Raw genomic sequence first — 24,881 nt, forward strand, 5'->3', positions numbered from 1 at the left:
GAAATAAATAAAAGATGGGGTTAACCCCATCTTTTTCCGAAAAATGAATATGTATAAATTTCTTCTCCTTGAACAAAGAAATCCTCGTATTTCCCGCCCCGTTCCAAATAATTTGATGTTCTCTCATCAATGGATTGAAACTGTAGATTATGAATTTCTTTCGTCACTTTTGACAGTGTAAAATTCTCCCGAAACCTAGTTGTAATTTGGCTATTTATGTTGAAATTATTAAATAAAATAAATGAGCTTAATAAATAACAATCGTGTTTAAACAGGGAGTTTAATTCGTGTAATAAAAAATCCTCATGTTCAAAACTATAATTACTTGTACCGGACTGATCAATTGCAATATCAACAGAATATTTTTGAATAGGTATGTTTAAAAAATCAGCACAGATAAATAAAATGTTTCTTTTAGGATTTCTTTTTTCAATTACATTTTTTAAAAATAGAAGTTTATTCAAATCTCGATCAACAGCAATATATAAACAATCTTCTGGTAGTTCTTCATAAATATTTCGTAAAAAGAACCCAAGACCCGAACCTAAATCAAGTACCACCTTATTATTTAAATCTAGCTGCAGTAGTTTCTTTTTCGCCCATTCTCCTCCCCTTTGTATATTCTCCAAAAAAGCACTATCAGTTTGATGAATATAATCCTCAACTAAAGTCCTTTCATACGATTCAAATGATTTTCCAGCTATTAAAATTCCTGAAGTAATCTTGTATTCTTCACCACAATTACAAATCAACTTTCCCTCAACAATTTGATTCTTATTGATAATGCCATCTTCGAGACTTAAATTTCCGTTACACTTAAAACATTTAAATAAATGAAGTACTTTTAAATCTATCCCTAAAATTGAATTCGAAATTTCAGTTGCTTTAGATAAATTATTTAACGCTTCCTTTAATTTATCTTTTCGTTCCTCTAAAATTTTTATTTCTTGTTCAAGCCTTTCATATTTCACTTTAAATAAAGATTGATAAAAATTATCCTTTTCGTAATTTATAGATTTCGCTAAATTTTTATAAAGAAAAAATTCTTTAATTTCATTCAAACTAAACCCTAGCCATTTGTACTCTAATATAAGCTCTATATCTTTTTGACAATACTCATCAAAAAAATAGTGCCCTCCCTTTTTTTCAGGAATAATGAGGCCGAGATCCATATAATGTCTAATTGTATCTATACTTACATTATTTACTTCTGCAAACTTACTGATTTTCATAATATCACTACCATTTATATATTTGTTTATATATACTTCTTTTTTATTTTTTAAAATCCTTTCATCTCTCTATACAAAATTAATTATTGTATGAATTAGAATTGCCGATTAAGTATCAGGACCATAAATAATAACTCAATCTTCAGAGTTACTTGTGTAACTAGTATACATTTCACTTAATATCCTAGGTTATGCCCCCTCTATTCTCTAACTTTTGCGCTAGAAGCCTTACTATTCCTGCTAAAGAGAGCTACACGGGCCCCTTCTTTTAAGAACTATCAATAGCTCCGACTTTCATTGTCCAAGAGTACTATACTTATAATTCCATTCCACATCCATATATTGACACTGATAATCATTCTCGATAAAATATACAATGTAGAATATTCAAAATATATTAATTAGATTTTCATAAGGACCTCAAAACAGAAAGGAGTTTCATTATAATGACAAAAATAAATTAACTGTACAAGATTTTATAACAACATTTACATCATAAAGGACGTGAAAATATGGAACATTTTACACCCCCCATCAAAAAGGAACATTGGATTCACTCGATTTTACAATTTGTAGTTCCCTCTAGACACTTAATGATCATTTCTATTTTCTTAGCTATTGTTAGCGTTATTGGTGGACTCGTTCCTTATGTAGCCATCTATTATATTCTTAAATTATTAATAGACGGTATCCAAACGATAAATAGTATTAGCTATTGGATTTTCATTGCTATCTGTGGCTATTTCGTACAGACAGTATTTCATGCACTCTCAAGTTATTATTCACATCAAGTTGCTTTTAGCATTTTAGAGAATATTCGTTTGCAATTAGCTGAGCGTCTCCTGCGTGCACCACTTGGATATATTATCAATCGACCTATTGGTAATATGAAAAATATCATCGTTGATCGTGTTGAAACATTAGAACTTCCTCTTGCCCATATTATCCCTGAAGGGCTATCCAATATTTTATTAACAATTGGTATTTTTATTTACTTATTAACAATCGATTATCGAATGGCGTTAGCTACACTCATTACAGTACCAATCGCACTAATAATTTATATGATCATGATGCACAACTTTAATTCTCAATACAAAAATTACATGGAGTCTAGCAACCACGTTAACAGTGTAATTGTTGAATATGTAGAAGGAATTGAAGTCATTAAAACATTTAATCAAACAAACAAATCTTACAAAAAGTTCTCTCATGCTATTACATTATTTAAGGATTTCACACTAAATTGGTTCCGTAGCACATGGCCTTTAATGACTCTCGGGAATGCAATTCTCCCTTCAACACTCGTTGGAACGCTTCCAGTTGGATTGCTTCTTTATCAAAATGGTACTATTGAACCAGCAGAACTTATTATCTCATTAACTTTATCAATGGGATTAATTCATCCACTCATGCAAATTACAACCTTCGTTAATGATTTTAAATCTATTGAATATGCAGTGAATGACACAAAGGACTACTTACATTTAGAAGCATTACCGATTGCCCCTACTCACAATCTAGTACCAAATCACTTTCAAATTGAGATGAAACACGTTTCATTTGGTTACAACGAAAAACATACAGTTATCCGCGATCTATCACTAACTATTCCTGAGCGTAACTATACCGCACTTATCGGTCCTTCTGGTAGTGGTAAATCCACTATCGCTCGGCTCATCACACGCTTTTGGGATGTATCTGATGGAAGTATAAACATTGGTGGCATCAATATTAAAGATATTCATCCAAACGATTTCAGTAAGATAATTAGCTATGTTGCACAAGATAATTTCCTTTTCCGTACAAGCGTATTAGAGAATATTCGTATGGGGAATCCGAATGCTTCAGATGATGAAGTTTTCCATGCAGCTCGCCTTGCTCGTTGCGATGAATTTATTAAAGCATTACCAAATGGCTATCAAACGGACTCTGGTGAAGCTGGAAAAAAACTATCGGGCGGTGAAAAGCAGCGTCTTGCGATCGCTCGTGCTATTTTAAAGGATGCACCAATTATTATATTAGATGAAGCAACAGCGTTCACAGATCCTGAAAATGAAGCTGAAATTCAAAAAGCATTTAATGAGTTAGCTTCAAATAAAACACTAATTGTTATTGCCCACCGATTATCAACGATTAAACATGCTGATCAAATAGTCGTCTTGCAAAATGGCGATGTTCATACTATAGGTACCCATGACCAGCTCTTACAAAATAATGATTTGTATCAAAAACTATGGCAAGCACATATTGGTACAAGAAAAAAAGATATTCAACTAGACAATGTAATTAAAGGGGGACATTCCAATGTTTAAGATTTTAAAACGAATTCTGATTTGGACTGGTCCTTATAAAAAACGAGTATATCTTGGGTTCGTCTTCTCATTTTTCCAATCAATTTGTATTACTTTACCTATTGTCATCTCTGCTAAAGGACTGCAATATATGCTGGATGACTATCATGGTACAAAAGAATTAACTTCAGAAACAATTTGGTTACTTCTTTTATTTATTTTGATAGCGATTTTAGGACGATTCCTCTTTTCTTATTTAAAAGCTGTTTATCAAGAGAGTATTGGTTATGAACTCGTTGCATCACATCGCATTCAACTTGGGAACACATTAAAAGGAGTTTCACTCGGTTTTTTCAATAAGTACCGTACAGGTGATATTAATAGTATTGTAACTACTGATTTATCATTTGTGGAACTGATGGCAATGAAAATGATTGATATTGTTGTAAATGGTTATATCATGACATTTACGATGATTTTATTCTTATTGTTCTACAATCCTATTATGGCACTTATTGCTATTGCTGGCGTTATACTATCTATGTTCTTTTTACGCTTACTACAAAAACATAGCCGTAAAAATGCACCAGTGCATCAACAAAGTCAACATGAACTTGTTAACAATACATTAGAATACTTACGTGGTATGTCTGTTGTAAAAAGCTTCAATCAAGAAGGTGTAGCATCCCGAAATATTAACGAGGCCTTTAAAAATAGTAAAAATGTCAACATTCAAATTCAAAAGTCATTCGGTATTTATAATGTCGGCCACCGTATGGGACTGAAACTTGCATCAGTATTACTCGTTCTCGTTGCTTCGTCACTTATTTTATCCGGTGATATGCAGCTTGCTGACCTCTTCTTAATCACACTCTTTTCTTTTGTTATGTTTGATAGTATTGAGCCCATTAGTGATGCCACACACGTTCTTGAAACAATTGATAATATGCTAGATAAGCTGGATGCTATTGAACAATCAGAACTTGTCGATACGAAAGGAAAAGATATTCATTTAAAACAGTTTGATATTACGTTCGATCATGTTTCATTTAGCTATAGTAATCGCCCAATTATTCAAGATGTATCACTTCATATAAAAGAAGGAACAACAACTGCTATTGTCGGTCCATCTGGTTCTGGAAAAACGACACTATGTAACTTAATCGCTCGTTTTTATCATGTAGATAAGGGTGCTATTACAATTAACGATATAAATATTAATGAATTAAGTATTCATACATTAATGTCATCGATCAGCATGGTATTCCAAAATGTTTATTTATTCAATGATTCTATTTATAACAATATACATTTCGGTAATCCTGAGGCAACGAAAGAGCAAGTTATTGAGGCGGCAAAAAAAGCGCAATGTCACGACTTTATCATGTCACTTGAAGATGGGTATAGCACGGTGTTAACGGATGGTGGCTCTTCTCTATCTGGCGGTGAAAAACAACGGATTTCCATCGCCCGTGCTATATTAAAAAATGCGTCAATTATTATTTTAGATGAAGCAACCGCAAGCCTTGATCCTGAAAATGAATCTCTCATTCAATGTGCACTTGATGAGCTGACTAAAGGGAAAACTACGCTCATTATCGCTCATCGACTCGCAACAATTCAAAACGCCCATCAAATCGCTGTACTTGAAAACGGAAAAATTGTTCAAAAAGGAACACACGATGAACTAATCCAACGCAAAGGTACATATCGTCGTTTCATTCGTATTCGTCAGGAAGCAGAAAACTGGGTTTTAAAATAATTTCTCTTATTTAAAAGAAAAAACGAGTATAAACCTAAATTCGGTTATACTCGTTTTTTCTTCTTATAGTATATGACTCTCTCTTCATCAATCCTCAATTTCAATTCCAGCTTTGTTAAATGGCTCTTTATCTAATAACGCTTCAATTACCACTAGTTTAAAATTGAAATCTTTGAACACCTCACTCTTGCCCATGCTAACTACCTCCAATATTATCTTTGTCCTAGCCTTTTAATCTAAACTACACTAAAAAGGAGAGTCTTCTTTAAAATATCTAATACAGCGGTTACTATCATTTCAATTAAGTATCTTAATAAATATTAAAAACAAAAAACATTTAGAAAAGTATGTTATCCTTCACAAACACTTACAATTTAACACTAGCAAATTATTACAATTAATACGAGTATTTTTTAGCTTGAAAGCGATATAGTGGGGCCTCATTTTCAATTTAATAAAATAAAAAACCCGTGAATGATTCACGGGTTTCCCTCTTAATAACTAATTGCGATTGTACCTTCACCTGCATGAACCGCAAATGAAATTGGTAATGGATATAGTTTAAAGTCCATTTCAGGGAATGCTTGTCTAATATCTGAAATCCATTCTTCAGCTCCATCTTTATCGTTAGCATGGAACATATGAAGTACTTTTGGCAATTCTTTTTCAAGCTCATTTTTAATGTATTCTCGACATTTTTGGATTTTGCGAACTTTCTTTTCAAGTAAAAGTTCTCCACCTTTTACTTCTAATATTAAGTTAACACTTAATAAACTTCCAAGTAAAAATTGAACTCCTTTTACACGCCCACTTGCATATAGACCTTTTAAACTTTTTGGGAATACATAATAAGGTCTTCTTTTTTCATCTACTAATGTTTTGTGTATATCTTGTAACGTCATACCATCATTGTATAACGATTTCGCTTTTCTAATTAGTTCATCCATTGGATAACTTGTTGTTTCACTATCCAATACCGTTAATGGGAAACCTGCCATGTCTGCAGCTAACTTCATGTTTTGATAAGTTCCACTTACTTTTCCGCTAATAGCAACTGCAAATCCCTCTTCATATTCTTCTTTGCATTTCGAAAATAACTCTACCATTTCCCCTATGTTAGGTTGTGATGTAGTGACAGTTTTACCTTCGTTTAACGCATTATAGACGCGCTCACGCACACCTTCTTCACAATCTTTGTACGACACACCATCAATAATAACTTCAATCGGGATAACAAAGTTATCTCCTTCTGTTGTAAAACTCGCAGTTGTACTATCAGTAATCCAAGCAACACGCTTCATGTTGTTCCTCCCTTAATTCAATTCCTCTTTTCTGACTTTTCTATATATTTATGTTACGAAAAGAGAATATCCCTGTAATAGTAACAGGACTTTATTGTTTTGGCTATAGTAGATGCATAGTAAATGTGAATAATTTTTGTCATTTTCACCAAAAAAAGAAGAAAACCGAAGTATTTCCCCAATTTTCTTCTTATCCTATATTATTTAAAAGTTTCATTATCTAAAATTACAACATAATCATTCGTCAATTGGCCAGCTTCTTTCGTATAACTAACAAGTCTTTGTACGTTATCACAGCAAAGTTTCGCTCCCCATACGAGTAACGGTACGCCGATAAAATCAATGTGGAACCTTCTAGAAAACAGGCCACCAAAAGTCATTGGTATAGGCACTGTTGGTGATGTATTAGAAAAAACAATCTTTTCATGACTTTGATCATGTTTTTGCAGAATCTCTCCTAAATGTTTCATCGCAGGTACAACTACTTTTGATGCGCCACATCCAATTGTATACACTGGATTACCATTTTCGTCTATTCCATGAAAAATAATTTTCCCCATATCTTCTGTTTTTAATTTATTAAAGTAATCTACATTCAAAATTTCTTCTTTCGTTAACTTACGATCCGTTGGTAATTTATTTAAATGATATGCTGCAGCAAGTGAAGTTGAATGTGTTCCGCCGAAATCTGTATAAATAAATATCATATTATCATTCCTTGTTATAAAAGTTCAATGTTATTTAGTATTACCGTTCACAGCATGGATAAACAAGGGAGGAATGTATTTACACTTTTTTTGTTAATTCATTATATATTTTTGGGCTATACTAGCGTCTATTTATAACAGTACATAATGTAATAGTCATAAGCATTATTTATAAAAGTAAACAGGCGTACTTTTGACTCGTACGTCTGTTAGCATCTTTATTCAAAACAAACATATCTATTAACCCGTATGAACTGTTAATTATCAATAGATTATATACCTTTAGAATTATTCCGATGTAATACTTGAATATTAAATTTACTAGCTAAACTTAAAGTGATTTTATAAATAAAATATCCAATAAAGGTTTTCTAGTTAAGTAAAATACTTTTCAAAACAAAAACAATCATGAACTCGTTTAAATTGTTTTCTTATGTCTTCTTTATTTTCACCTGTATAATGAGCAAATGTTTGAACTGGATATAGCTGATCTATATCACTTTTCATTACACCTTTTATCTTGTCTGTATGATCGGAGTATACGTGTAAATATGAATCTACGTTTACAAAATCATTCTTTTCATACCATCCATGTACCCATAGGTTGTCCCTAGTCCATGCTTCTAATCGATTTAGGTTAAGTTCTTTTGCTAACTTCTCTGCCTCATTTAATAGTTGATTAGCAATCTTCATTCTACGAAAATCCGGATGAACTGCAATATGCCAAATCATACCGCCAAGACCAGTTCCTCTTGAACAAACTGTACGTTCTTCTAATTCATATTCAATATCTATTAAACCCACAATTTGATTTTCATATATTGCTACTAATTCAATAGCAGGATTTTCATATTTTTCTTTCTCTCTAAGTACATTATCGTAATATTCTGTATCTAAAAAAGACAACACACGGCAACGTACCCATCCTGTTTCATCAGATTTTTTATACGTTCTAATTTCTATATTCATATAATTAAAAAGCTCCTTCTATTTCTATCATTAATTTTTCGGGTCCTGCTCCTTTATTTGACGGAATAACTACTGTAATTCCTAAGTCTGGATATACGGCCGAACGAAAACTGACGCCTGGATCATATCCCATTACATGATATTTGAATATCTTGTTTTCTCTTGTTTCAATCCATATTCCATATCCGTAAGACTGATTTTTATTTACTTGAATGTGAGAAGTTAAAAGTATGTTTGTATATTCGTGGCTTATGATTTCAAAGTTAAATAACGCTTTCCAGAACTTCAGCATGTCTGGCGCAGTAATAAAAGCTCCACCATCAGAACCTCCTATTATTGGTATAGAGTAGGCGTTTGTTCTCCAATTTTGGTTTATTTCATCTTTTATATATCCGAGAGCTGTGTATCTTGGTAATTTATCTAAAGAAAAATAGCCCGAATCATTCATACCAATGGGATTAAATATACTTTTTTCTATATACTCCGTAAATTTAAGTCCTGTCTGTTCTTCTATAATTAATCCAAGTATGATAAACCCAGCATTGTTGTAGTGAAACTTACTTCCTGGTGCAAACATCATATTTCTGTTTTGGAATAATGGTAAAAAGTCTTTTAAATTTTTTAATAGATACATAGGAGTTTGTTTCCAAAGATCTTCGAAGTTATCCATAATACTTTCATCAAAATAATCTGGAATACCCGAACTATGCGTCAAAAGGTGATGTATTGTAATATCTTCATTGAAGTTTGGAAATTTAATACTTAAACACTCTTTTAACTTTGTTTGAAAATTAATTCCCCCTTTTTCAACAAGTTGACAGATACCGATAGCAGTGAATATTTTACAACCGGAGGCAATTCCGAACCTTGTTTGTGGCGTATTGTTTATACATTCATTGCGATTTGCGTAACCAAACGCCTCTTCATAGACTAAGCCTTTTTCTTCTTTTACTAAAATTACCCCAGAGAAATCTATATGCCGATGCATTTCTTTTACAATGCTGTCTATTTGATCTTTTGTTTTCATTACAAAAACCACCCTCGTTTATCAATAATTGTTCACCCTTCTTATATTTCCATATATAGGAGGGTGAACCCTCCTATTGAATACCGTAAATCAAAACCAAGAGAACTATTTTGAATTGATTGACTCAGAGGAATACACCTTAGACTGTGATGGCAATAAAGTAAACACACACAATATGATAGTTATAAGTAGCATTACGAATGATCCTACGATAACGACAAGTTGTATAGAAATAAATTGAGTTGCAACTCCAAACAATATCGTAATTAAAATGGTGATGCCCGCAATCACAAGCCCATATATACTTCCAATCCGTCCCATGATATGGACAGGGACATTATTTTGATAAAAGGTATTAAATCCTGTATTTGCATACGCCATAGAGAAAGATAAAATAAAGAATCCGATAGTAGCAATTAAAAACTCATTTGAAAAAGCATAAATTAAATAACCGATTGAGATGAATAATGATCCTATTCCAATTAAAAATGAAGGTGTTAATTTTTTTGATAAAATTGTATTTGTTATGGCTCCTAAAATAAACCCGGCTCCAGCGATACTAACTAAAAAGCCATATTCACTATCTGTTAACAATAAAACTTCTTTCGCAAATGATAATTCAAGTGAATCATTTGCGGCGACTAAAACCATCATCCCTTCAAATAAGAAGTACACAAAAACGATATACATTGATTTTTTACTGAAATTTAAAACAATGTTCCAGTCTTTTTTTAGTACAGCTAAAGATAACTTGTCATTTGACGTATGAATATCGGATTTTTTATCAAGATTAGGTAACAGCAATGTAATTACTCCTGATAAGAGAAATGCTATAGCATTCATATATATAGCAAACTCTGGTGTACTTACTATTAACAATACTCCCGCAATCGCTGGACCAATTAAAGATGCACCTGATCCTATTAAACTACGTAATGAATTAAAACGTTGTCTTTGCTCTACTGGAACTAATTTCGTCATATATGTCATAGCAGTTGGCTCATAAATTGCACTGGCCATACTTATAAAGAATACGAATACATACACAATCCAAAGTGATGGAAGTAAAGGTAAAATAGCGATAAATACCGCACGATATATATCGAGGTGAATCATTAACTTCCGTTTATTTAAACGATCAATCATACTTCCTGACCAAGCGTTTGTAAATAAAGCGGCTAATGGTTGAATTACATATAAAGTAGCAACAGCTAAGGCTGAGCCTCCCATATTATAGACAAGTACATTCAGTGCTATTAAGTAAATCCATGCCCCTAAATTCGCAATACCAACTCCGGACAGTAGTAATAAAGGGTATTTCCAATTTTTAAGTAAGTTTTTCATTTTAGGCCCCCGCTTTCCAAATTGTTTTAAAACAATAAAAAAATCCCACCCCCAAGACTTATAGTCTTAGGGACGAGATTTATCATCGCGGTGCCACCCTAGTTTGTTAATATGTTGCCATATTAACCTTATCAGGTACTGCATTGTAATTCATGCTTATACCATAGCTCTATAACGGGAGCTCCCGTCACACCATCCCCTAATAATAGGTTCCGATGCGCTACTCAGAGGCTTGGTTCAATAAAGAATTTTTGCTCCTTTTCAGCTAAGTGAAGCTCTCTGTGAAAAATTCATTTTATTTACTCTTCTCTTCACTGCATTTGATTTTTTCCATGTTATCACAATTTTATTTAACTGTAAATAAAAAATAATCAGATATTTAATAACGTATTACTGTTAATTCCTTTATTTATTATTTTTTCTGGAAATTACGGTGCGTGAAATTACTTAAATCTATAAAAAAAAGAGCCTATTGTATATAGACCCTTCACTTTGTCCGAATTAATTTGCATTCGCTTCTGCTAATGGTTGTAACGGTGGTTCTAAGTCTAATTGTAATGTATCCCCTTCTTGTATAGCTTGTCCCTTTTCAATGCTTTGACTCGTTACATAGCCCGTCCCTGTAGTTTTTAAATCTAATTTTAATAATTTAGAGAAATACATAACATCACGCATGGACCAACCTTGTAAATTTGGCATTTTTGCGTTACTTCCTAATAAAAACATACGATCTCCTTGACTCATTACTTCGCCAGACTGCGGATATTGTTTTTTTATTTTTCCTTCTCCTAAAATTATCGGTTGGAGTTTCTCTTTTTCTACACTATTCTCTACTGTATCCATCGATTGGTTGACATAATTTTGTACTTTTAATTGGGATCGTTTCGTTGCATCTGCCATTTGTTTTTCTGTATATGGTTTCACCTTTAAATATTCAAGGCTGTTTTTCATAACTGGTTTAAATATTTCTGCAAGCGGCTGAGCTCCATACTCGTCTCCCTTTAACTTTGGCTGCTTAATAGCTAAGTAAACAATTAACTCTGGGTCATCAATCGGAGCCATTCCTAAAAATGAAAAAATATAATTTTCTTTCCCTTCCATATATCGTCCATTTTCAGGATTCGGAATTTGCGCTGTTCCTGTCTTGCCTCCTATTGGATAACCATCCACTTTATACATTGTACCAGTACCTTTTGATGACGTAATAACACGCTCCATTAAGTTCCTTACCTTGTCCGCTGTCTCCTTTTTTATCGGATTCCCAATTTCTTTCGGTTGATTTTCCATAATAACTTGTTTGTTTGTTGGATTTACAACTTTGTCAATGATATATGGTTGCATCATTTTTCCGTCATTCGCTATAGCAGTAGCTGCTTGGATTAATTGAATAGGTGTTACTGTAGAACCTTGTCCAAAAGAAGTTGTGACTTGTTGAATTTGTGTATTTAATAATAAAGTATTTTTACTTTCACCAGGTAAATCTATTCCGGTTTTTTGGTTGAATCCAAATTTATTCATATATTGCTTAAATTTATCCGGTTTCAATAACTGATCTTCTAAAATAGAAAAAGCTACGTTGGATGATCTTTCAAAGCCTTCATCAAATGTAATAGATCCCCATCCAAATCCACCATTATGATCTTTAATATCAGATGAACCAACGGAATATTTTCCAGATTGGAAATATTCTTTTCCGTTATATACACCTTCATTAATTGCGGCAGCTAAAGTAAATATTTTCATTGTTGAACCTGGTTCGTACGCATTTGCGATTGGATCATTTAAAAAATACTCGATATCGCCTTTATTAGGGTTAAAACTAGGTTTACTAGACATTGCTAAAACTTTTCCTGTCTTTGGATTCGCTATGATTCCTACTAACATAGAAGGATCATAATGCTCTTGTGCCTTATTCATCGCTTCTTCTAAAAAACTATTAATTTGTTTATCTAGCGTAAGGTATACGTTATTTCCACTTTTAGCGGGTTCTATTTTCTCAATATCATTTGTAAGCGGAATACCTCTTTGCGTCCCCACATATTCTACTTTTCCATTTATAGAGCGCAAATATTTATCCAGACTTTTTTCAAGTCCAAATTTTCCTTCTGTATTTCCTTTATCATCAGGTCTAGCAAAACCAAGTATATAAGAAGCAAAATCTTCATTTGGATACACTCTTGCCTTTTCTGACATAAAGGATACACCTGGAATTTTTAATTTTTCGATTTGTTCTTTTACTTCTCTAGATAAATTCCGACCAACTTTTCCGATTTCAACTTGTGTACGCCCCTCATGAAAATTTTTTAATACATCCTCTTTATCAATTTCAAGCGCGGCAGCTAATTGCTCTGCGGTTTCATCTTTATTTTTCACGTTTTTTTTTCCTTTTAAATTCACAACAACACGATACGTTGTGGAATCTTGGACTAGCACCTTTCCATTTTGATCATATATTGTGCCACGATTCGCTTCCAAAACACCATTTTTATTATGTTGTTCATTTGCTAGATCTTTTACATTCACATTATGCAGGATTCCTACTGCCTGAATATAGAAAAAACGCAAAAGAATAATAAGAAACAAAACAATAAAAGCAACCATAAAATACCGCGCGCCTTTATTCGTTTGAAGTTTATGCATTTTTTTCTCCTTTCTTTTTATTTGCTACATACAAAGATGCGTTTTAAAATATGTAATTTTTGCTTTCGATACTATATGTTTCGAAGTTTTCCTTTTAATTCCTTTAAAACAGCCTAAAATTAGCTATTGTTTCTGTTTTATTTATCTATTTATAATACGGTGCGTGAAATTTATGAATATTCCGTAGTTAGAGGGGTGATTTATTATAAAATACAAATTTAGTAAGAACTTTTGATGCTAACTCAGTTGTTCTTTCGCCACTCTTTTAATACGTATACCCTTATCTTGTGCACAATAAAAAAGTTCTCCTCTGGATTGCCAAAGGAGAACTTTAAAACAATAGGAATTACATATTTTTCATGTATAGAATACATAACATAGTTATTTAAATATATTAGTTACGAAATCATATTTTAATACATACGAAGTGCAATATTACCAAATTGTTCGCCTTGCTCCATACGATTTAATGCTTGAATGGCTTCTTCTAACGAATATACTTTATCAATAATCGGCTTAATTTTATGGTTCTCTATAAACTTAATCATTTCATTAAATTCCTCACGGCTACCCATAGATGTCCCCATTACATCTATCTGATTATAAAATAAGGATCGTAAAGGTAATTCTATTTTATCTCCTGAGCTTGCACCAAAATTAACAATTCTCCCATTTGGTTTTAATACATCAAAATATTGTAAGAATGTTGCTGGACCTATACTATCGATTATTAAATCTGCTTTATCTCCGTGTAAACTCTCTTCCCAATTTCCAGAACTATTAAAAGAAAAGTCTGCGCCATATTTTTCGGCAAACTGTCTTTTGTTCTCTACCCTTGAAGTAACACTTACTATTGCGCCAATTGCTTTCGCAAATAACATGGCAAATGTCGCTACACCGCCGCCTATTCCCGGAATTAATACATGTTCTCCACACTTTAATCTACCCTTTGTAAAAAGCGCTCTATATGCTGTTAATGCCGATAAAGATAATACGCCAGACTCTTCCCAAGTAAGATATGACGGTTTTGCCACTACATTTTCAGCTGGCACAATAACATATTCAGCAAACGTTCCATTTTTCGGTCCACCTAACACCTCTGGTAACTCAGGTATTTCAGCAATATTATCCCATCCAATACTAGGATTAATAATAACCTCGGTTTGCAATAAATTATTTGAAACACCTTCTCCGATTTCTGTAACAATTCCTGAACCATCTGATCCTATTACTAACGGCAGCTCCATTTCTTTTCTATTGTTTATAATAAATAAATCCCTATGATTTAATCCTGCAGCTTTTAACTTTACTTTTACTTCACCGGCATTAGGATTTGTTTCAGATGAAAATTTATATTCTAATCCTTCTACCCCTTTTTTATATTGATGTACAATAGCTTTCATTGTTTAATTCCCCCTTAATATTTTCAATGTACTAGAAATATCGAAATAAATAAAATAATCCGTCTCTAATAATTGGAAATAATGTATATCGTTATGACAAAAGAAAAAATCCCTCCCTATAAATAACGTAGGAAGGGGTTTTTAAAATTTTTCAGATAAGAATCTGTAATTTTAATTTTTTTGAGTTTTGGCCAATTCTAAAATTCTTTGAATAAACGGTGCCTTTTCCTTTGTATATGAAACACGATCAAAAGGATATGTAGCTGCAAGTTTCTCTTTTAATTCTCTATATTCTTTACGTGCCCATTCATGTTTTATTAGAAAGTCTCGAAATAAAAGATTGTTTTTCCATTCGTCACTATTATAAATATAAACATGCAAATGATGGGTACCAGCTCTCCATTTTCCCTTTCTAAAAAAACGTCGATTAGGTGTTTCTTTTGGAACATACTCATATCCAATTTTTAATAAATCTTCAATCCTCTTTTCAGTAATTTGTAAATCCATTACGCCAATCATCATATCAATTAGAGGTTTCGCTCCTAATCCTTGTACAGATGTGCTCCCTATGTGTTCAATAGCAATACATTCTCCTCCAAATAATGAGATAAATTTCTCTTTTTCTATTACATACTCTTCATGCCAATTTTTTTGATATGGTTTAATAACGATTTGTTGTTCCATATTGTTCATCCTCTCATAAGTGTTTATTATTATATTTATAAAATTTCATATGATTAACATAGGATTTTCACAAAAGATGTCGAATACTGAAATAGACAACTTAATTATAATAAATGCGAGGTATAATATGAAAGATATTCCAGTTGAAATTCAGTTAGATCGAGTTACATTCCAGTTAAAAGAACATCATAATTTTGATTGGCTATCGAAATTAGGAAACGTATTTGCGGTTTTTGACCAGCAAGATTCAGGTAATCTATCTTTCGGTATAGAAAAAGATGGGTATAAGAAATTTATTAAATACGCAGGGGCACAAACACTTGCATATGAAGGAACCATGCAAGACGCTATTGAAAAATTAAAAAATTCAGTTTCCCTATATGAGGAATTACAGCACGACTCGCTTATAAAACTAATTGAACACTTTCCAGTTCACTCTGGATATGTATTAATTTTCGATTGGTTTGATGGTGAATGTCTTCATTCACATTGGAGTTTCCCGCCTCCTGAAAAATACACTAATCCAAGCTCTCCATTTTATAAATTTAAACATTTATCTGTTATGGAACGAATTCAATCCTTAAATTCTATTTTTTCTTTCCATACATTTGTCGAAAAGAAAAACTATGTAGCAATAGATTTTTATGACGGTAGTATTTTGTATAATTTTCGTACAAATGAAACGAAGATTTGTGATATTGATCTATATTCTAAAAAACCATATGTGAATAAAATGGGAAGATTATGGGGTTCCTCTCGTTTTATGTCTCCTGAAGAATTCGAGCTAAATGCAATGATTGACGCAAGAACAAATGTATTTAATATGGGGGCAATGGCTTTTGCTCTCTTGGGCGGTGGAAAAGATCGTTCTTTTACAAAATGGGAAGCAAGTAAAGATTTATATGAAATAGCGTATCGTGCTGTAAATGAAAACCGGAATGAACGATATGCCTCGGTTGAAACGTTTTATGAAGAGTGGCTATACGTAGCAAATACTGAAAAGATATAAACTTATATTATTAAAAACAAATAGTTTCTACTATAATCATGTATACTATATATGAAATGGAAATTCAAAATAATGAGGCACATACTATGAACTTTGTTTATATTAATCAAAACGTATTAAATAATCTTCTTTACATTTTAAGTAGTATATTTATTTTTTATTTTATATATGATAGCGGTCGCTATTTGAAGAAATATAAAAAGCTACTTATTATACTTTGTACGAGTATTCCCCTTATTTTATGTATGCGTTATCCTATCTATATGGATGAAAATAGTATTCATGATTTAAGACAAATACCAGTTATAATAGGTACGCTTTATGGTGGATTCCCTGTTGGTATAATATTGTTTACTATTTTATTAGTTACAAGGTTTTCATTTTATGGATTTAGTATGTTAACCATACTAGTTTATGGCACAATGTTTATCATTACAGCGTTCGCATCCGTAAAATTTAATAAGTATAATAGAAAAAATAAAGTAGCTTATGGAATGTTTTTAACATTTTTTCTAGCGATATTTACAACTGTAATTGTATTAACTTTATCAGATTTTGAAGTGAATAATTTATACATTATTTATTTTATAATATTACCAACTATTTTAATGTTGTTTGTCATTTATTTTAATGAAGTTTTAAAAGATGCAGTATGTATGCGATCGAAGTTAATTAAAATGGAAAAAATGGAAATAGTTAGCCAACTCGCTGCTAGTATATCGCACGAGGTTAGAAATCCCTTAACTGTCGTAAAAGGATTTACGCAACTTTTAAAAACACCAAATTTAACTCCAGAATCAAGAGACGAGTATATTGAACATATACTTGAAGAGTTACATCGTGCCCAAGGAATTATTGATGATTATTTAACGTTTGCTAAACCTGCTTCAGAAAAATTAGATCACATTTCAATAGAACATGAGTTAAATCGAGTTATTAATATGATCTTACCGTTATGTAATATGAACACAATACATATTACAAAAGATTTCTCTACGGCAACAATTGTTGGTAATAAACAGCACTTTCAACAATGTTTTTTAAACTTAATAAAAAATAGTATTGAAGCAATGCCTAATGGTGGTACTTTAAATATTTCCTCATCTATTAGTAATAATAAAGTTATCATACGAATTGAGGATAGTGGAATTGGTATGTCACAAGAGCAAATAAATCGATTTGGCGAACCGTATTTTAGTACAAAAACGAAGGGTACAGGTTTAGGTACAATGGTTGCTGTTAAGATTATTGAAACGATGCAAGGTAGTTTAAAAATCCGAAGTATCGTTAATAAAGGTACAACTTTGACAATTACATTGCCGAAATGTAATATGAACTCATCTGAAAATAAATAAAAAAGGAGCATAATTGCTCCTTTTTTATTTGTTTCGATACATAAGTATCTTCTATGTTTTTTAAGTTTACATTTGTGGAGACTAATTTAGAAATTAGTACCCTCCGCCCCAGCAGCTGCATCCAACGATAATTAATAAAATAAATAACACAACTAATAAAGCGAAACCTCCACCAAAACCACAAGAACCACCGTAACTCATATTTTTTCCTCCTTTTGGTTTGAAAACTAATAGGTAGTTGATCATTTTAACTGGTTCGTATTATACATTATGTAAATATCCCTTTTTTGAGCATGTCCACATAAAAATAAGTAAAAGCACTCATTTGAGAGTGCTTTAAAATGGATACCAAAAGTTTTGAAATACATGTAACTTTAAATACACTGCAACAATTAAAATAAAAATACCTACAAATAAAGCAATGAAATCCCCGCTTTTCGCTTTATTTCTATAAAACCAAGTTCGTGTATTCTTCTTTCCAAATCCTCTTAAATCCATTGCATTTGAAACAGTATCGATTCTATCTAGTGAATGAATAATTAAAGGCCAAAAAATTAAGACACGGTTTTTCATACGAATCAATAAACTTGCTTCTCCTTTTTCAAAAGCTACTCCTCTCGCCTCTTGCGCATGTTTAATAACTTTATATTCGGACTGAATATCAGGTATGTAACGTAATGCAATATTTATTGCATATGTAATCTTATAATGAATTCGAAATTTACTTAAGCTACTCACAAATTTACTTGGATCAGTCGTATATATAAAAATAAGTGTAAATGGTAATAACGTAAAATATTTTAATGAAAGTGTAGCTGCATAAAATAATGTTTCATATGTAATTGTTGCATATCCGATATGTAAAAACGAAGTATATGATTTGGTTAATTCAGATCCATGAGTTGGTGTAATAAATAAAATCATGACAGAATTTAATAAACTAAATGTAAATATAACAGTAAAAACAATGCAAATTTTACGAAATGGAATTTTAGCAATAAATAGTCCGATACATCCAATCATAAATATAAATAGCAATATACGAAAATCGAAAAACAAAAAAGTAAGTGTCATACAAAAAATAAATAACAACAATTTCACTGCTCCATCCATGCGATGAAAATATGTACTATACACCTTCCTCCCTCCTATTAACATCAAAATAAAGTTCCATAAACCTTTCAGGATATGAAATCCCACTAAATTTAACTAGTTTGAATAAAGAACTTTCCCTTAGATTCCCTCTTTGTAACGTTGCCGGATCCCCTAATACCATAGACGCGGAATTATTCGCAATAATTTCCCCTTTACAGAGAACAATCGCTCTGTCAGTATATTCTAAAGCGAGATTCATGTCGTGTGTGATAAAAATAAAAGATATTCCCTTTGAAGCTAGTTTTCTAATAAACGACATAAACTGTTTATAATGATAATAATCTTGTCCCGCTGTCGGTTCATCTAAAATGATAAGTTTCGGATTTGTTGTTAGTGCAGATGCTATTGTTACTCTCTTTTTTTGTCCATAACTTAATGCCTGAATTGGCCAATTTCGAAATGGATACAAACCACAAATTTTTAACGCTTCTTCCGCTCTAAGTTTAATCTCTTTCTTTGAAAATTTTTTCAATTTTAATGAAAATGAAACTTCTTCTATAACAGTAGGTTGTGTAATCATATGATTTGGATTTTGCATCACATAACATATAACCTCACCCCGTTTACGAATAGACCAAGAATTGATATTTACTCCATCAATTAAAATCCTATTATTATTTGTTTTGTTTATCCCTATAAGACTATGAGCTAATGTTGATTTACCCGCTCCATTATGGCCCAAAAGTGCTACAATTTCCCCTTCATATATGGAGAAATTTACATTGTCTAATACTTTTTGTTTATTAGGATATGAGAATGATAAATTCTCTACTTTCAATAATTCTTTTATTATAGGAGTGTCTTTACAAAAAGCTTGCTTCTCCATCCACTCATTTATTACGCTACTAACACTTTCCCTTTGAAGATTTTTAATGGGGTATATTACGTCATTATTACTATCAAACTGTAATCTCTTTAATACTTCTATGTACATGGGCTCTCTTAAGCCGATAGATGGTAATATACTTGACGTTAAAATCTCTTCTGGAGTGCCTATCGCAACAATTTCCCCTTCTTCCATTAAAATGATTTTATCTAAATCTAGATTTAACAGTTCTTCTATTCGATGTTCAATAATTACGATTGTTTTATTATATTGTTTATGTATATCTTTAATAAGTTCTATTGTATGTAAGCTACTTACAGGATCTAAATTCGCTAAAGGTTCATCGAACAATAATATATCCGCATTCGTTGTTAACAAACCTGCTAAAGAAACAGTTTGTTTTTGCCCTCCAGATAATTCATGCGGGCTTTGTTTATGAAAAGTATGCATCTTTACCTTTTTTAATGAGTCCGAAACAATCTTTTTCATATTATCCTGATTTACACATTCATTTTCTAAATAAAAAGCTACATCTTCTTCCACTGTAAGACCAATAAATTGAGCATCTTGATCTTGCAAAATTGTTCCTACTTGTTTACTCTGTTCAAAAACACTCTCTTTCCTCGGATCTTTTCCAGCAATCAAAATATTACCAGTACTAATTCCTTCATAAGAAAACGGGATAAGCCCATTGATACAATGAGCTAACGTTGATTTCCCTGAACCACTTCGTCCAGCAACTAGCACTTTTTCTCCAGGAAATATATGAAATGTAATGTCTTTTACAGTAGGCTGCGCCGCACGCTCATATTGAAAGCTAAATTGTTCAAAAGAAATAATTGGTTGCATGTTAACATCCCTACTTTTCAATTTTTAAATGTGTATGTTTCTTATTTGATTTAGCTAGACCTATTGTAATTGGCAATCCAAGAACTAAAAATACAATAACATCAGCAATTGTAGCTCCTAATACTTGTATAACAATTTTGTCAAACGGTTCTCCCATTACAATAATATCGAATGCCCCAGCAAATATAATTGCAATGACAATACCAATTAACCCAATAATGGATAAATAAGAAATATCCCCCTTATTATATGTTCCGTTTTTCACACTAAAGCCCACTCTTTTTTGAATGAGCCCCATTGCAAAGCCGATAATGCCTGAACTAATTACCCACCCCCACCAAATACCCCAACCAGCAATTGTATCCGTTACGGTATGACCGATAAGTCCTATTAACAGTCCTGCTACTGGGCCAAATAACGCTCCAAAAACAGTTAAAATAGCTAATGCAGGTTTAATAAATGTATTTGGTGCAATAGAAAATCCCCAAAGTCCTAATATCCCGTATAATGCTGCTCCAATTCCGATTGCCACTACTAACTTCGTTGATAATTTGTTCATTACAATTCCCCTCTCATACTAGTCAACTTTTATTACTCTATATTTATTTTGGAAATGAATTATGCATCAACACTTCCTTTCTATACAACAAAAAATGACCTCTTATATAAGAGGTCATTTTCTTTCACGTTCAAGAATCCTCTTATCTTTCAAAAAACACATCGTGTCTTCTGCGGAATTAGCACCTTCCTATAAATATACATAGGGGTTGCTGAGGTTTCATAGGGCCGTTCCCTTCACCTCTCTGGATAAGTATTAATTTGTAATTCGTATTATGGCACTAAGAAGAATAAATTTCAACACTTTTCTAATTATTTTTATTTTTTATTTAACGGTACATTTAAATCATTGTATTCTTATCGGGATTATGAAATAATAAATTCAAAATAGTTACGGGAGGAATGTACGATGAAAGTAATCGGTTTAATTGGTGGACTAAGTTGGGAATCTACATCGTTATACTATAAACATATTAATACACTTACACTCTCTCAATATGATCAAAATGCAAAACTTGTTTTATATAGCATGGACTTTGGTGAAGTAACTACTTTATTACAAAATCATCAATACGAAGAAGTGAAAAACGAACTAATCACAGTTGCAAAAAAGGTTGAAAAATCCGGAGCTGATTGTTTATTAATGTGTTCCAATACGGTCCATTTATTTGCTGAGGAAGTAGAAAATGCAATATCAATACCACTTCTTCACATTGGTGATGTAAGTGCTAAAGAAATGGTAGAACAGAATATACAGCGTATCGGACTATTGGGTACGAAACAAACGATGGAACAAGACTTCTATAAATCACGTCTAGCAAATTTTAATATTGAGACAATCATCCCAAATGAAGAGGAAAGAAATTTTATTCATCATGTTATTTTAAATGAATTAAGTAAAGGAATTATTTCAGAAACATCAAAAGAAAAACTTTTACAAATTACAAAATCATTAATTCAAAACGGCGCAGAAGGTATATTGCTAGGATGCACTGAAATACCATTGCTCATTTCCCAAAACGACCTTACTGTACCTGTTTTTGATACCGCGTTTTTACATGCAAATACTGCTGTGCAGTTTGCAGTATAATAATATAAAAGCATAAAGGTAGAGCCTCTATGCTTTTATATTGTCCACACTATTTATTTAAAAGAGATTTTATAACTGCAATTGCTTCTTTAGTACCACCACATTCTAAAAAACTATCATTCAGTTTTCGTATACCATGTTTATACTTTTCATTTGAAAGAACGTCTGTTACCGCTTCATTTAAAGTTTGCACATTAACATGTTCTTTCAATAATCGATGTGCTGCTTCAAGTTCAGTTAATCTTTGAGCTATCATACTTACTACTTTAGATTGATAAATAATTGTCAGTTAATAAATTAAAAAAGGCATCTACATAAGTAGATGCCTAACCGTGATAAGGAGTGTTCTGTGAGGTTAGAATAAGCTTTTCAGCTTGTCCTATGCTATCAATATATGATTTATTTTATAAAGTGTGCATAGTTGATAGAAGATTTTATCCTTCTCTATCATCCATTTTGAATCTATTCCTAAATAAGACGACTCTAGTTTCTATAACATTTCATATGTTTTAACCTTCTTGAGAGCTATCTATTTTTGTAGTTCCTCCAGTCAATCGCTTATTTTTTAATTCAAAATAAGCATCTAAAACTTCTTTTCCAATATCAGAGTTAATACCAGATTTATCATTAATAACCCACGGCACAACTACAGAGAATGCTACTTCAGGATTATCATACGGCGCATATCCTGCTAACGTTAAATTATAGCATTCTCTTCGCTCACCTTTTTCATTTCTTCCAATATCACTTTCTCCGCCGTATACTGTCTGTGCTGTCCCTGTTTTACCTGCTGGCTTATAAGATGTTTTTTGGAACGCCCTTACTCCTGTTCCATCACCTTCTTGGAATACCCTTCTAAATCCTTCTTTTACTTGATTTATATATTCCTCTTTCATATCTATCTTATTTAAAACGATTGGTTCTACTGAATGCACCACTTTACCAATCTCATCTTTTTTCGACGTTTGCTCTCTTACCTCTTGAACAATTTGTGGCTTCATTCGATATCCACCGTTTGCGATTGTTGAAATATACTGTACAAGCTGAAGTGGCGTATAGGTGTCATACTGACCAATTGAGTAGTCTAGTAAGAAACCAGGTTGATTATCTTTTTTACCAATTTGTCCAGCTGTTTCATTCGGTAAATCAATACCCGTTGGAACACCTAATCCAAATTGTCTGAAATAATACCTCATTTTATCAAAGTACTCCTGTTTAATATCTAATGAACTATTTTTCACATAATCCACACCTGCAATTTTTAATGCTGTATGAAACATATAAACGTTTGAAGAGACTTGTAACGCCCTTAAATCATCAATATTTCCAAACTCTTTCCAAGACTTTTTTTCCTTAGTTCCTTTAAACTTCATAGGTGCATCATAAAAATAAGTACCTGGTGTTATAGCGTTCGTTTCAAATCCAGTTAAAACTGTCGCACCTTTAACTGTTGATCCAAGCTCATAAGAACTAGTCATTGTGCCTAATGCATAGTCTTCAACTTCTGTTTTTCCGTCTTTTTCTACAAGTCTTTTCCCGGCCATGGATAATACTTGTCCGTTTTTTGGATTCATCATCACAACGAAAGCACGGTCCAACATGGATTCTGACCCTTTATATGCTTTTAATATTTTTTCAATACTTTCTTCTACTTTCTTCTGCAATTCCATATCTATTGTTAAAGTTAAATTCTTACCGCTCTTTCCCTCAGAAACTGTTTCCGTTCTAATTGTATTACCTTGTTTATCTGCAACGCTTCTTACTTCTTTTTTTGTACCATGAAGTACATCTTCATATTGCTGCTCGATATAACTTTTTCCAACTCTATCATTTCGGCTATAATCACGTACCAAGTAGTAATCTAATCGTTCACTTGGTAATCCTTCATCGGAATTAGAAACATTTCCAAGAACAGATCGGAATAATCCATCATTTACATACACTCTCTCCCAATCCACCGATACGTCTACACCTGGGAGATTCGCTAAACCTTCACTAATTATAGTAAATTCCTTTTCACTAACATCTTTTTTAATAATTTGGGGAGCCATTTGATAACCAGAAGTCATCTTACTTTTAATAGCTAACACTTTTATATCTTTCTCTGTTAATTCCTGAAGATTTTTATCTGTAACCCGTTTTCTTTTTAATTCTTCTATTTTTTTATCTAGCTTCTTGCCACTAATATCCTTTTCTCTAAATGTATCTATTTCTTTTTTCGATACTAGATTTTCAGCCAGTTTCGGATTTAATTGCATCCAAAAATCTTTCTTATCTGTCTCATTTAACTTATCTATATCTTCTTGCGGCATTTCAATTATGTCTACAAGTTGTCTTGCAGTTTTTAATATATCTTCTGATTTTACACCTTTCATCTTTGTGTACGTGATCGTTCGTAAAGATGTATTATCAACAACTGGATTCCCTTCTCGATCAAATATTTTTCCACGTGGGACAGATAGGCTCACAGTTGCATTTTCTCTCTTTTCTACTTCATTTTTATAAGTCTCTCCATCGAAAATTTGCACTTTACCTAACTGTATAATCATTGCAGAAAACAATAAAAATACACAAAGAAATAAAATGTTTAACCGCGTCGGTATTGCTTTACCACTTTTTTTCTCATACTTTTTCACTTTGTCATAATCTCCTCCTTACAGAATTTCTGATAATAAT

Annotated in this window: 19 protein-coding genes, 2 pseudogenes, 1 riboswitch and 1 other annotated feature; of the genes and pseudogenes, 5 read left to right on the top strand and 16 right to left on the bottom strand. The window is 32.1% G+C overall.

The window, feature by feature from the left end; genetic code table 11:
- Positions 1-20 precede the first annotated feature (20 nt).
- On the bottom strand, positions 21-1,232 hold the full coding sequence (locus ACTFOB_RS01425) for a methyltransferase domain-containing protein (protein ID WP_440024094.1): 1,212 nt from the start codon (positions 1,230-1,232) through the stop codon (positions 21-23).
- A 512-nt stretch (positions 1,233-1,744) separates the two neighbouring features.
- Between ACTFOB_RS01425 and ACTFOB_RS01430 the strand changes: the two genes are divergently transcribed.
- Positions 1,745-3,547, top strand: coding sequence for an ABC transporter ATP-binding protein (locus ACTFOB_RS01430; protein ID WP_440024096.1), 1,803 nt, complete (start codon positions 1,745-1,747; stop codon positions 3,545-3,547).
- Positions 3,540-5,288, top strand: a complete 1,749-nt coding sequence (locus ACTFOB_RS01435) for an ABC transporter ATP-binding protein (protein WP_440024098.1) — start codon at positions 3,540-3,542, stop codon at positions 5,286-5,288. The genes ACTFOB_RS01430 and ACTFOB_RS01435 overlap by 8 nt, the downstream gene beginning before the upstream one ends.
- Before the next feature lie 99 nt (positions 5,289-5,387).
- Here the strand turns inward: ACTFOB_RS01435 and ACTFOB_RS01440 are convergent.
- The 9 genes and pseudogenes from ACTFOB_RS01440 to ACTFOB_RS01480 form a co-directional block, all read right to left on the bottom strand.
- Positions 5,388-5,483: pseudogene (locus ACTFOB_RS01440) on the bottom strand (DUF6892 domain-containing protein); the annotation flags it as partial.
- Positions 5,484-5,782: 299 nt separating this feature from the next.
- A complete protein-coding gene (locus ACTFOB_RS01445) occupies positions 5,783-6,589 on the bottom strand; it encodes a DegV family protein (protein ID WP_076537974.1) in 807 nt (268 codons plus the stop codon).
- A gap of 200 nt (positions 6,590-6,789) precedes the next feature.
- Entirely contained in the window at positions 6,790-7,296 is a 507-nt protein-coding gene (locus tag ACTFOB_RS01450; protein WP_440024100.1) for a DUF3189 family protein, read from the bottom strand.
- A gap of 375 nt (positions 7,297-7,671) precedes the next feature.
- A complete protein-coding gene (locus tag ACTFOB_RS01455; protein WP_440024102.1) occupies positions 7,672-8,265 on the bottom strand; it encodes a GNAT family N-acetyltransferase in 594 nt (197 codons plus the stop codon).
- Positions 8,266-8,269: 4 nt separating this feature from the next.
- On the bottom strand, positions 8,270-9,292 hold the full coding sequence (locus tag ACTFOB_RS01460; protein WP_440024103.1) for a serine hydrolase domain-containing protein: 1,023 nt from the start codon (positions 9,290-9,292) through the stop codon (positions 8,270-8,272).
- A 105-nt stretch (positions 9,293-9,397) separates the two neighbouring features.
- Positions 9,398-10,636, bottom strand: coding sequence for an MFS transporter (locus ACTFOB_RS01465; RefSeq protein ID WP_440024105.1), 1,239 nt, complete (start codon positions 10,634-10,636; stop codon positions 9,398-9,400).
- 65 nt (positions 10,637-10,701) lie between these two features.
- Positions 10,702-10,960 (bottom strand) — a binding site (T-box leader).
- Positions 10,961-11,137: 177 nt separating this feature from the next.
- Positions 11,138-13,276, bottom strand: coding sequence for a penicillin-binding protein (locus ACTFOB_RS01470; protein ID WP_440024106.1), 2,139 nt, complete (start codon positions 13,274-13,276; stop codon positions 11,138-11,140).
- A 413-nt stretch (positions 13,277-13,689) separates the two neighbouring features.
- Entirely contained in the window at positions 13,690-14,679 is a 990-nt protein-coding gene (locus ACTFOB_RS01475; RefSeq protein ID WP_440024107.1) for a zinc-binding dehydrogenase, read from the bottom strand.
- Positions 14,680-14,850: 171 nt separating this feature from the next.
- On the bottom strand, positions 14,851-15,363 hold the full coding sequence (locus ACTFOB_RS01480; RefSeq protein WP_440024108.1) for a GrpB family protein: 513 nt from the start codon (positions 15,361-15,363) through the stop codon (positions 14,851-14,853).
- A gap of 127 nt (positions 15,364-15,490) precedes the next feature.
- Here ACTFOB_RS01480 and ACTFOB_RS01485 point away from each other — a divergent pair, with 127 nt between their 5' ends.
- Both ACTFOB_RS01485 and ACTFOB_RS01490 read left to right on the top strand, forming a co-directional pair.
- Complete coding sequence (locus ACTFOB_RS01485; protein ID WP_440024109.1) at positions 15,491-16,372, top strand: serine/threonine protein kinase; 882 nt, start codon at positions 15,491-15,493, stop codon at positions 16,370-16,372.
- Positions 16,373-16,458: 86 nt separating this feature from the next.
- Positions 16,459-17,727, top strand: a complete 1,269-nt coding sequence (locus ACTFOB_RS01490; RefSeq protein ID WP_440024110.1) for a LytS/YhcK type 5TM receptor domain-containing protein — start codon at positions 16,459-16,461, stop codon at positions 17,725-17,727.
- Positions 17,728-17,820: 93 nt separating this feature from the next.
- Here the strand turns inward: ACTFOB_RS01490 and ACTFOB_RS01495 are convergent, their stop codons facing one another.
- The 4 genes from ACTFOB_RS01495 to ACTFOB_RS01510 all read right to left on the bottom strand — a co-directional run bounded on the left by ACTFOB_RS01495 (position 17,821) and on the right by ACTFOB_RS01510 (position 21,116).
- Positions 17,821-17,928 carry a YjcZ family sporulation protein gene (locus ACTFOB_RS01495; RefSeq protein ID WP_000120182.1) on the bottom strand — a complete coding sequence of 36 codons (108 nt, stop codon included), beginning with the start codon at positions 17,926-17,928 and terminating at the stop codon, positions 17,821-17,823.
- 135 nt (positions 17,929-18,063) lie between these two features.
- The gene (locus ACTFOB_RS01500; RefSeq protein WP_440024111.1) at positions 18,064-18,864 is read right to left on the bottom strand and encodes an energy-coupling factor transporter transmembrane component T family protein; all 801 of its coding nucleotides are present in this window, start codon (positions 18,862-18,864) and stop codon (positions 18,064-18,066) included.
- On the bottom strand, positions 18,857-20,557 hold the full coding sequence (locus ACTFOB_RS01505; protein ID WP_440024112.1) for an ABC transporter ATP-binding protein: 1,701 nt from the start codon (positions 20,555-20,557) through the stop codon (positions 18,857-18,859). The genes ACTFOB_RS01500 and ACTFOB_RS01505 overlap by 8 nt, the downstream gene beginning before the upstream one ends.
- 10 nt (positions 20,558-20,567) lie before the next feature.
- Entirely contained in the window at positions 20,568-21,116 is a 549-nt protein-coding gene (locus ACTFOB_RS01510; protein WP_440024114.1) for an ECF-type riboflavin transporter substrate-binding protein, read from the bottom strand.
- A gap of 139 nt (positions 21,117-21,255) precedes the next feature.
- Positions 21,256-21,371: riboswitch (SAM riboswitch) on the bottom strand.
- A gap of 153 nt (positions 21,372-21,524) precedes the next feature.
- Here ACTFOB_RS01510 and ACTFOB_RS01515 point away from each other — a divergent pair.
- Entirely contained in the window at positions 21,525-22,205 is a 681-nt protein-coding gene (locus ACTFOB_RS01515; RefSeq protein ID WP_440024115.1) for an aspartate/glutamate racemase family protein, read from the top strand.
- A 49-nt stretch (positions 22,206-22,254) separates the two neighbouring features.
- On the opposite strand, the pseudogene ACTFOB_RS01520 reads toward ACTFOB_RS01515, so the two are convergent.
- Positions 22,255-22,467, bottom strand: a pseudogene (locus ACTFOB_RS01520) (macrolide family glycosyltransferase); the annotation flags it as partial.
- A 247-nt stretch (positions 22,468-22,714) separates the two neighbouring features.
- Positions 22,715-24,841 (bottom strand): peptidoglycan D,D-transpeptidase FtsI family protein, encoded by a 2,127-nt coding sequence (locus ACTFOB_RS01525; protein ID WP_440024117.1) that lies wholly within the window; start codon positions 24,839-24,841, stop codon positions 22,715-22,717.
- Positions 24,842-24,881 lie beyond the last annotated feature (40 nt).

Origin of the sequence: Bacillus cereus group sp. MYBK79-1 (genome assembly GCF_051915365.1) — a bacterium.
Lineage (GTDB): Bacteria > Bacillota > Bacilli > Bacillales > Bacillaceae_G > Bacillus_A.

Coding starts and splice junctions, on each gene's coding strand:
- ACTFOB_RS01425 (WP_440024094.1), bottom strand. CDS start 1,232: ATGAAAATCAGTAAGTTTGCAGAAGTAAATAATGTAAGTATAGATACA.
- ACTFOB_RS01430 (WP_440024096.1), top strand. CDS start 1,745: ATGGAACATTTTACACCCCCCATCAAAAAGGAACATTGGATTCACTCG.
- ACTFOB_RS01435 (WP_440024098.1), top strand. CDS start 3,540: ATGTTTAAGATTTTAAAACGAATTCTGATTTGGACTGGTCCTTATAAA.
- ACTFOB_RS01445 (WP_076537974.1), bottom strand. CDS start 6,589: ATGAAGCGTGTTGCTTGGATTACTGATAGTACAACTGCGAGTTTTACA.
- ACTFOB_RS01450 (WP_440024100.1), bottom strand. CDS start 7,296: ATGATATTTATTTATACAGATTTCGGCGGAACACATTCAACTTCACTT.
- ACTFOB_RS01455 (WP_440024102.1), bottom strand. CDS start 8,265: ATGAATATAGAAATTAGAACGTATAAAAAATCTGATGAAACAGGATGG.
- ACTFOB_RS01460 (WP_440024103.1), bottom strand. CDS start 9,292: ATGAAAACAAAAGATCAAATAGACAGCATTGTAAAAGAAATGCATCGG.
- ACTFOB_RS01465 (WP_440024105.1), bottom strand. CDS start 10,636: ATGAAAAACTTACTTAAAAATTGGAAATACCCTTTATTACTACTGTCC.
- ACTFOB_RS01470 (WP_440024106.1), bottom strand. CDS start 13,276: ATGCATAAACTTCAAACGAATAAAGGCGCGCGGTATTTTATGGTTGCT.
- ACTFOB_RS01475 (WP_440024107.1), bottom strand. CDS start 14,679: ATGAAAGCTATTGTACATCAATATAAAAAAGGGGTAGAAGGATTAGAA.
- ACTFOB_RS01480 (WP_440024108.1), bottom strand. CDS start 15,363: ATGGAACAACAAATCGTTATTAAACCATATCAAAAAAATTGGCATGAA.
- ACTFOB_RS01485 (WP_440024109.1), top strand. CDS start 15,491: ATGAAAGATATTCCAGTTGAAATTCAGTTAGATCGAGTTACATTCCAG.
- ACTFOB_RS01490 (WP_440024110.1), top strand. CDS start 16,459: ATGAACTTTGTTTATATTAATCAAAACGTATTAAATAATCTTCTTTAC.
- ACTFOB_RS01495 (WP_000120182.1), bottom strand. CDS start 17,928: ATGAGTTACGGTGGTTCTTGTGGTTTTGGTGGAGGTTTCGCTTTATTA.
- ACTFOB_RS01505 (WP_440024112.1), bottom strand. CDS start 20,557: ATGCAACCAATTATTTCTTTTGAACAATTTAGCTTTCAATATGAGCGT.
- ACTFOB_RS01510 (WP_440024114.1), bottom strand. CDS start 21,116: ATGAACAAATTATCAACGAAGTTAGTAGTGGCAATCGGAATTGGAGCA.
- ACTFOB_RS01515 (WP_440024115.1), top strand. CDS start 21,525: ATGAAAGTAATCGGTTTAATTGGTGGACTAAGTTGGGAATCTACATCG.